General features: G+C 44.6%; 6 protein-coding genes. 3 read left to right on the top strand and 3 right to left on the bottom strand.

Annotated features, from left to right (window positions below; translation table 11 throughout):
* Positions 1-161 precede the first annotated feature (161 nt).
* From SB752_RS31825 to SB752_RS31815, 3 genes are all read right to left on the bottom strand, one after another.
* Positions 162-1,529: a sensor histidine kinase gene (locus SB752_RS31825; protein ID WP_410719426.1), complete on the bottom strand. Its 1,368-nt coding sequence runs from the start codon at positions 1,527-1,529 to the stop codon at positions 162-164.
* On the bottom strand, positions 1,526-2,239 hold the full coding sequence (locus tag SB752_RS31820) for a response regulator transcription factor (RefSeq protein ID WP_410719425.1): 714 nt from the start codon (positions 2,237-2,239) through the stop codon (positions 1,526-1,528). The genes SB752_RS31825 and SB752_RS31820 overlap by 4 nt, the downstream gene beginning before the upstream one ends.
* 170 nt (positions 2,240-2,409) lie before the next feature.
* Positions 2,410-3,102, bottom strand: a complete 693-nt coding sequence (locus SB752_RS31815; protein ID WP_410719424.1) for a hypothetical protein — start codon at positions 3,100-3,102, stop codon at positions 2,410-2,412.
* A gap of 432 nt (positions 3,103-3,534) precedes the next feature.
* On the opposite strand from SB752_RS31815, the gene SB752_RS31810 reads away from it, so the two are divergent.
* The 3 genes from SB752_RS31810 (at position 3,535) to SB752_RS31800 (ending at position 8,719) form a co-directional block, all read left to right on the top strand.
* Complete coding sequence (locus tag SB752_RS31810) at positions 3,535-4,734, top strand: MFS transporter (protein ID WP_410719423.1); 1,200 nt, start codon at positions 3,535-3,537, stop codon at positions 4,732-4,734.
* 187 nt (positions 4,735-4,921) lie between these two features.
* Positions 4,922-7,462: a DNA gyrase subunit A gene (gyrA, locus tag SB752_RS31805; RefSeq protein WP_410719422.1), complete on the top strand. Its 2,541-nt coding sequence runs from the start codon at positions 4,922-4,924 to the stop codon at positions 7,460-7,462.
* A gap of 144 nt (positions 7,463-7,606) precedes the next feature.
* A complete protein-coding gene (locus tag SB752_RS31800; RefSeq protein ID WP_410719427.1) occupies positions 7,607-8,719 on the top strand; it encodes an HD-GYP domain-containing protein in 1,113 nt (370 codons plus the stop codon).
* Positions 8,720-9,093: the final 374 nt, after the last annotated feature.

Raw genomic sequence — 9,093 nt, 5'->3', positions numbered from 1 at the left:
GGAGCTGACGAATACTAATCGGTCGAGGACTTATCCACACTCTTAGCAATCATGCAGATCCAGTTTTGAAGGAACGAGCTTGCCATCCGAGAAGGATGGTTTTTTTGTGCAGATACAGCTCCGCCAAAAGGAAACACCCGAGGCGAGAAACACTTCGGGTGTCATATATGGCTACCTGGTTGCTGAAGAGGGAGTATAATGCGAAAGATTGCTCCCGTAAATACTCCGTTTTTAACTTCGATTGTTCCCCCAGAGCGCTCAATAATTGCGCGAGTAATCGCAAGACCCAATCCAACGTCTCCATTTTTACCTTTGACAAAGCGATGAAACAGATGAGGGAGCAAATCTTCAGGAATTCCATCTCCATCATCGATTATTTCAATGGTCACAAAGCGTTTTCCAGATTCGATCTTAATTTCAATCTGCTCGGTTGCGTGGCGCAGGGCGTTTGCGATTAAATTCAACAGCGCCTGCAAAATTTTACCTTCATCTACATATACGAAGCCATCTTCACCATAAGTACGAATTGCGATAGCTATGTTTTGTTGGAGTTTTATAGGATGTAATCGTTCGACTGCACGATTGACCAGATCTATAGCAGAATGAGTCGCAGGATGAAATAAATCCTCTTCGCTCTCCAGTTTTGCCAAAAGAGTAATTTCGGTCACGATATGCTTGATTCGATTCGTTTCAGAAAAAATGACATCTAGGCCCTTATGAGCTGCGTCATCTGTAAAAATACCATCACGTATGCCTTCTGCATAGCCTTGAATCGACATAAGAGGAGTCTTTAACTCATGGGATGCATTCTGTAAAAATTGGCGTTGAATTTCATGAAAGCGATCCAGCTCCTGCGCCATGGAGTAGACACTTTCTGATACTTCGGCAATTTCCCCACGTGCCGGAACCAATTGGACCTCAGAGAAACGGCGAAACTGTACTTTTTTAATTTCCTTGGTCAATCTGCTTAGAGGCCGTACCATGCTTCTCGTGATAAAAAAGCTGAGTAGAATAGCCGATCCAACTCCAATTAAGAGGATGACGATAATTTTTTCGGTAAGCTCCATGCGGACTTCCTTTAATCCGCGAACAGGAGAAGCAAGAATGAGCCGCTGTTTCTCATCATTTTTCAGACCAAGGCTAACAACGACATAATCATCCCCGCCAACAAGCCAAATATTTTTATCCGTGCGTTTTTCTGCCTTCCGTTCCAGTGCTTGCAGCCATTGATTCAAATTGGATGAGGGGAGAGACGTGTAAAGCACTTTTTTCTTTTTGCCAAGCAGCAGAATTTCTACTTTGCGATTAGAGACCAAAAGCTTATCCAGCTCGGCGATATCCTCCGCTTCAAAAGCCTCGTCGGAGTGTTTGATCTTTTCAATCCAAAACTGTCCTTTTAGCGTCAGCTCTTTTTTTTGCTGGGTAATCAAGTTATCCAGGAGGAAGGAGTGAATTAAGGTAGCAGAAATTCCGGTCACAATGATAAGCAGTGCAGCAAACATCAGGGTAATGCGTGATTGGAGATTCATCCTTCACGGTTCCCTTCTGTCATACGCAAACGATATCCGAAGCCCCAAACGGTTTCTAAGGGCAGATGATCCAGCTTTTTTCGAATACGGCGAATCAAATCATCTACGACCCGGTCACTACCAAAGTAATCATCGCCCCATACGAGGGTAAGTAATTCATCACGGGAAAATGCTCGATTGGGATGCTCAGATAATAGCGAAAGGACTTGAAATTCTTTTGCAGTAACCTCAACTTCGGCTCCAAGAGAAAATACTAATCGTTTTTCTTTATCTAATACAAGTAAACTGCTGACGGGCTGATCATTTTCTAGCGACGTGGTTTGTTCTCCACGACTATTCATTCGCTCCCAACGACGTAGCGCCCGGTTCACACGAGCTACTAATTCACGCGGACTAAAAGGTTTGGTTAAATAATCATCACTGCCCAGCTCAAGCCCTAATATTTTGTCTACCTCTTCATCACGAGCGGAAATCATAATGATGGGCGTCTCTGATTCTTTTCGAATACGCCGACAAAACTCATATCCATTCATGCCGGGCAGCATGATATCAAGCACCCACAAATCAGGAGGTTCTGTTTCATTTAAATGAATGGCTGCTTCAGCAGATTCTACGCCCTGGGTTATGTAACCTTCCTTTTGTAGATAAGCTTCTACAATTTGGCGAATATTGGGGTCATCATCAACAATGGCTATATGAAAGGGTCTCATAACATTCCTCCGAAAACCTCAGATTCATCTGTTTATTGTACAACAGATAGGGAGTGCCTCAGGGGATTCGAACCGTTTTCCCATACTTTTCCCACACTTTACGGTCATACAAAAAACAGCTCCGTCAATCATGGAGCTGTTTCGTGCTTACATTATGAAAGGAAAGGAGACTATTGGAGTGCATCGTAGATCGAAGCTTTTTGGGACAAGATTTCATTTTCGATATCAGTCCACTGTTCAAGCAGGTCGATCGCTTCTGTTAGGGATGTACTCCATGTATTGTCGCCATTTTTGTAGGCTTCCTTGGTCACCTTCATTTTGTCTTTGTACTGTTGTTTGATCTGTGTTGCTTCTTCGCGGTTTGCTTTTTTTGCTTCCCGGATCGGTTTAATTTCCGTCATCGGTTCTTTTAGCTCTTGGTGCAGAGCTTTTACTTGTGCTAGCTCAGACTCGATTGGTGCCAGCTTGCTCTTGATTGCTTGATGATTCGCTTCGATAGCAGCTTTCAATTCTGCCACCTTCGCTTTGTCTTTAGCGGCTTTGGCCTCTTTCAGTTGCACCGTGAGCGCCTTGTTTGTTTCGCGGATTGGCTTGATTTCCTGCATCGCATTTTTAACAGCAGCACGTACTTCCTCCGGTACACCACTACGAACCGATTCCCACATGGCTTTGTTTTGGCTTGTTTGAGCCTTCAGCTTTTCATTCAAATCCTTCTTGATCGTCAAGAGTGATTGCAGTTCTTGATATTCTGGAGTTTGTTTAAGCTTCTGCGTCTGGGCAGGCTGTTCCTCAGCATGGATAATGCCTGTTCCACCTGCCAACAAGCTAGCTGTCAGTAACGATACAGAAAGAATTTTTTTCATCTATGTTTCACTCCTTCAATGATTGATTCCTACATCATCAAAGATAGACAAGAAATGCGAGAAAAGTATGGGAAAAGAAAGGGGAATTCATACATATGTGAAGCTTGTACATCTTACAGCATTGTAAGGCTACTGCAAGCCAAATCGATGGCAGAGATATGCCCGGGCTTGTACAATTTAGGTATCAGCAAAACGGGGGGATACATCATGAGAAAACTCATTCATATGGTAGCTATCGCATTGGGACTGCTTGTAGATGCCAAATTAACAATTCAATCCTCCGAAATGGAGACAATCGTCAAGCTGTAATAGATATTGTATAAGCGCCGGTATGTCGGTGTCTTTTTTATTTGGATTTGAAAGTTAAGTTCATGCATTGACTTTTCCAACTTAATATATGATATTGTATATAAATATAGTTTTCGGTGTCGTATGGGAGTGTGTACAATGTCAGAGATAAAACCGTTATGGACAAGAGATTTTGTCATATTGGCCCTGTCTAACTTTATGTTGTTCGTGGCTTTTCAAATGCTGCTGCCTACGCTTCCTGTGTATGTGACCGATATGGGTGGAGATCAACTCGCAGTTGGGCTTGTTATCAGCCTGTTTACCGTGTCAGCATTGCTTATTCGTCCGTTTACCGGGAAGGCTTTGGATACCATCGGGAGAAAGCCAGTTCTTTTGCTGGGATTGGCCATCTTTTTACTAGCCGTATCCGGATACTACTGGATGGTGAGTGTGGCTTTGGTTTTAGCTATTCGCTTTATTCACGGGATAGGTTGGGGGATTGTGACTACCACATACGGTACAATCGTCTCTGACATTATTCCCCCAGAGCGTAGCGGTGAGGGGATGGGGTACTTCGGGATGTTCAGCAACCTGGCGATGGCCTTTGGTCCGTTAATCGGTCTCTGGGTCTCCCAAAACTGGGGATATGGCTGGCTGTTTGCGATATCTGCAGGGTTGACCGTACTTGCAATGATTTTATCCAGGCTGGTTCGAATCAAGGTATTACCTGCTGTGAATCGCCCACGTACGAGTATTTTGAGCGGCTTGATAGAAAAGGCAGCGCTGTTTCCTTCTCTCTTGAATTTATTGATCGGGTTTATTTATGGCGGGATTTTCAGCTTTATTACGCTGTTTGGACTTGAGGTTGGGATTGAAAATATCGGGTTGTTCTTTTTGTTCAATGCGATTGCTTTGATGGCGGTTCGTCCTTTGGCAGGCAAGCTGTTTGATCGCAGGGGACCAGTATGGATTTTGCTGCCGGGAGCAGTTATTCTTGGAGTGGGCTTGCTTCTCTTGTCATACAGCACCACAGAAATGGAGCTGATCGTGGCGGCAATCCTGTTTGGAATCGGGGTAGGCTCCGTTCAGCCATCCTTGCAAGCGTGGACGATCAAGCGAGTGAATCCAAACAGAAGGGGCGCGGCAACCGGGACATTTTTCTCTGCTTTTGATTTGGGGATTGGCGGAGGCGCAATGATCTTGGGGGCGATTGCCAAAGCCACCAGCTTTGCTTTGATGTATCGTTACTCGCTGGTTGCGCTTGCCCTATACTTGATCATCTACATCGTATACTTAAGTCGGCAAGCCAAAAAGGCGCAAGGAGCCGAGACGCTTTCTTCATGAAACGTCTCGGCTTTTTCTGTATGAATAGATGGGGGGGCAAATGACAAACAATAAGTGAATGTCCAAACAGCAATGGAATAAAATTGAAATAGGGAGAATCGATTGATCGTGCCTGATTTCTTGGACGTGCCCTCTCTCTATATGGTATAATAACGTATTGTGATAACCAGTTGGAGGTTTACCCTTTATGGCAGAAGAAACTGCTCGGTTTCCCAAAGTCGATATTAGCCAAGAAATGAGAGAGTCGTTCATCAGCTATGCGATGAGCGTTATCGTCAGTCGGGCTTTGCCTGATGTGCGTGACGGATTGAAGCCTGTACACAGGCGTATTTTGTATGCCATGCATGACATGGGCCTTACTCCTGACAAAGCGTTCCGTAAGTCGGCAAACGTCGTCGGGGAAGTAATGGCGAACTATCACCCGCACGGTGACTCTTCGATCTATGAAGCGATGGTTCGTATGGCCCAAGATTTTAACATGCGCTATATGCTTGTTGAGGGGCAAGGAAACTTTGGTTCTGTAGACGGTGATCCGGCAGCGGCCATGCGTTATACAGAGTCTCGTTTTTCCAAGCTCTCGTTGGAGCTATTGCGTGACATTGATAAAGAAACGGTCGATTTCATTCCGAACTATGATGGGCGTAAAGAAGAGCCGGTCGTATTACCTTCCCGTTTCCCTAACCTGCTATTGAATGGTGCTTCAGGGATTGCGGTAGGTATGGCGACCAATATTCCACCGCACAATCTGACGGAAGTAATTGATGGCGTAATAGCCATGATCGACAATCCGGATATTACGATACAAGATCTGATGAAGATCATCAAAGGACCGGATTTCCCTACTGCTGGTGAGATTCTCGGCTACAGTGGTATTCGTCGAGCCTATGAAACAGGTCGCGGCTCAATTATCATGCGTGCGAAGACATTGATTGAAGAGGATAAAGGAAAGCCGCGCATTATCGTAACGGAGATTCCTTTTCAGGTCAATAAAGCACGACTTGTCGAAAAGATTGCGGAGCTCGTGCGCGAAAAGAAAATTGAAGGTATCACAGACCTGCGCGATGAGTCTGACCGCAAAGGCATGCGCATTGTTATGGAGCTGCGTCGTGACGTAATTCCAAAGGTTGTCTTGAACAATCTGTTTAAGCATACCCAAATGCAGACGTCGTTTGGGGTAAATATGCTGGCACTTGTAGATAGTCGCCCGCGGGTACTGAATCTGCGTGATATGCTGTATTACTATTTGCAGCATCAGCGCGTTATTATCCGTAGAAGAACAGAGTACGATCTGAAACAAGCTGAAGCACGCGCTCATATTTTGGAGGGCTTGCGGATTGCGCTTGATCATATCGATGCGATCATCAGTTTGATTCGTTCTTCGCGAACGGGAGAAGAAGCTCGTGAAGGACTCATTTCGAATTACACTCTGAGCTACGAACAAGCGCAGGCCATTCTTGATATGCGTTTGCAGCGCTTGACCGGTTTGGAGCGGGAAAAGATTGAGAACGAGTACCAGGAGTTAATGGTGAAAATTGCGGAGCTGCGTGCGATTCTTGCTGATGAAGGAAAAATCTACGCGATCATTCGCGATGAGCTGTCCGAAATCAAAGAGAAATTTGGCGATGCTCGCCGTACTGTAATCACGTTTGACGAGAATCATATCGAGGATGCAGATTTAATTCCAGAAGAAGATGTGGTCATTACGTTGACCCATGATGGATACATCAAGCGTCTCCCTGTTTCTACGTACCGTGCACAAAAGCGGGGCGGAAGAGGAATTCAGGGACTCGGAACCAAAAATGACGACTTTGTTGAGCATCTGTACATCACCAATTCCCATGACTACATCATGTTCTTTACTAGCAAGGGCAAGGTGTATCGTCTGAAAGGCTATGAGATTCCAGATTTGAGTCGAACAGCCAAGGGAACTCCAATTATCAATCTCATCCAGATTGAAAAAGGAGAACGTGTGAGTGCGGTAATCCCTGTCAAAGAATTTGATGAGGAACACTATCTGTTCTTTGCAACGAAAAAAGGGATTATCAAGAAAACAACGCTCGAATCATACGAGAATATTCGCAGGGGTGGACTGATTGCGGTCAATCTGCGCGAGGATGATGAGTTGATTGGCGTTCGTTTGACAGATGGTCAGCAGGAGATTATCATGGGCACGCACAAAGGGATGTCTGTTCGCTTCAAAGAAAGCGACGTTCGCATGATGGGACGTAACGCTACTGGAGTGAAGGGAATTACCCTTGATGATGACGATGATGTAATCGATATGGACGTGATCAAACCGAATGCAGAGGTGTTGATCGTTACTGCAAATGGTTACGGTAAGCGGACACCAGTCGATGAATATCGCATTCAGTCGCGTGGTGGTAAAGGGATCAAGACGCACAACGTAACAGAGCGTAGCGGTCCTGTAGTTGGCTTGAAAGTGGTAGAGCCAGAAGAAGATCTGATGATCATCACGACTTCTGGAGTTATCATTCGTACGGAGATGAAGGGTATTTCCGTAATGGGTCGTTATACGCAAGGCGTCAAGCTGATTCGTCTCTCAGAAAACGAGCAGGTAGGCTCTGTAGCCAAATGCCCGCCTAACGAGGATGAAGATATAGAAGACGAAGCTACCGAAGAGCTGGTAGAGGGTCAGGACAATAACGAACCAAATGATAACGAACCAAATGATAACGAACCAAGTGATAACGAACCAATAGAAGAATAGGTAAGAAAGTGTGAATAGGCGCTCCGTCCAAGGGGCGTCTTTTTACGTTTTCAGGAAAAGAATAAACTTCTCTGATGCTTTTTACCTGCCAAATGGTTTGAAGTTGGGGTAGAATTGGGAAAAGAACACTATATCATTTTAATCATGGTGGATCGGATGGTGACCAATTTGCCCATCGTGGAAGTGAAACAACTAACCATTGGAGCGAAACTGGCGGAAGAAGTTTACACTTCGTTGGGGGGAATCCTTTTTACAAAAGGAACCGCCTTAAACGAAAAGGAAATAGAGATTCTTGATGCATTTATGGTCAAGCAGGTCCCAATAGAGGATGTAAATGTATCCTCGGGCGAACAACAGACAGAGCAATCTCCTGAAGAACAAAGTGTGGTTTATGAGAAGCTCAGTCCAGAAAAAACTTCATTTCAGCAGACCTTTGATAAAGCAGTCTCGACACTGAAAAATTTAATGATTCGCGTACAGGGCGGCAATAACATTCCTGTAATGGAAGTGCGGGAGGTCGTTACTCCGATCGTTATGCAGTTCCAGAAGCAACCTGAGGTATTGCTTTCCATGCGCAGTTTTTCCCGGTTGGACAGCTATGCGTATGAACATGCGATTGCAGTCGGGATCATTTCCTATATGATCGCTAAATGGACTAAGGTGCCTGAAAAAGAGTGGATGCAGGTTGCATTAGCCGGAACGTTGCTTGATATCGGAAAAACAAAGCTTGATCGGCGTATTATTCAGAAGCCAGGTAAATTAACGGCAGAAGAGTTTGAAGAAATGAAAAAACATACGGTGTACGGATATCAGATTATTAAAGCCTCGCATGGTTTGAGCGAAGGTGTGGCGCTGGCGGCCTTACAGCATCATGAGAGAGAGGACGGATCTGGCTATCCATTGGGACTACCGGGTACAAAGCTGCATTTGTACAGCAAGATCACAGCGGTAGCAGACGTATACCACGCTATGTGTTCAGATCGTGTTCATCAAAAAGCACTTTCTCCTTATCTGGTTGTTGAACAGCTTGTTCAAGACAGCTTTGGAAAACTCGACCCAACTATCGTTCGGACTTTTGTAGAGGGAATTACGCAATTTGCTGTAGGAACTGTGGTTGAGCTAAGCGATGGGACCATTGGCAAGATTGTATTTACAGATCGAAATCAACCGACTCGACCAATGGTAGAGACGGGGGGAAGAATCATTAATTTGGTGGATACTCGCCATTTATCGATAACGAGAGTATTAGAGCAATAAGTAGTGAAAGGGCGTGAGTTTACTTGCGCTCTTTTACTTTATTTAAAAAAGTTTAGTATAAATACAAAAAGGGTATTGTATTCGTACGAAGGACATGGTAAGATACATCTTGTCGCTTCGAAAAGAGGCACACTAGCAAGAAGAAAACGAAAAACATAGTGTTGACTTCTTGATAGCTGTTTGATAAAGTATTGAATTGTCGCCACTGAGCGAGAGAAATGCTTTTGAAAAAAACTCTTGCAAAAACGATTGCAATGAGATATACTAGGAAAGTCGCCTAAAGAACGGGCGCGAAACAAAATGCTCTTTGAAAACTGAACAGCGAAAGCGTTAATGAGTCTATCATTAAATGATTTGCCAGCTTTGAACCAGTA

Origin of the sequence: Brevibacillus sp. SIMBA_040, from assembly GCF_046535075.1 — a bacterium.
GTDB lineage: Bacteria > Bacillota > Bacilli > Brevibacillales > Brevibacillaceae > Brevibacillus.
The sequence above is the reverse complement of the archived record's forward strand: the minus strand, read 5'-3'. Positions and strand labels throughout refer to the sequence as shown.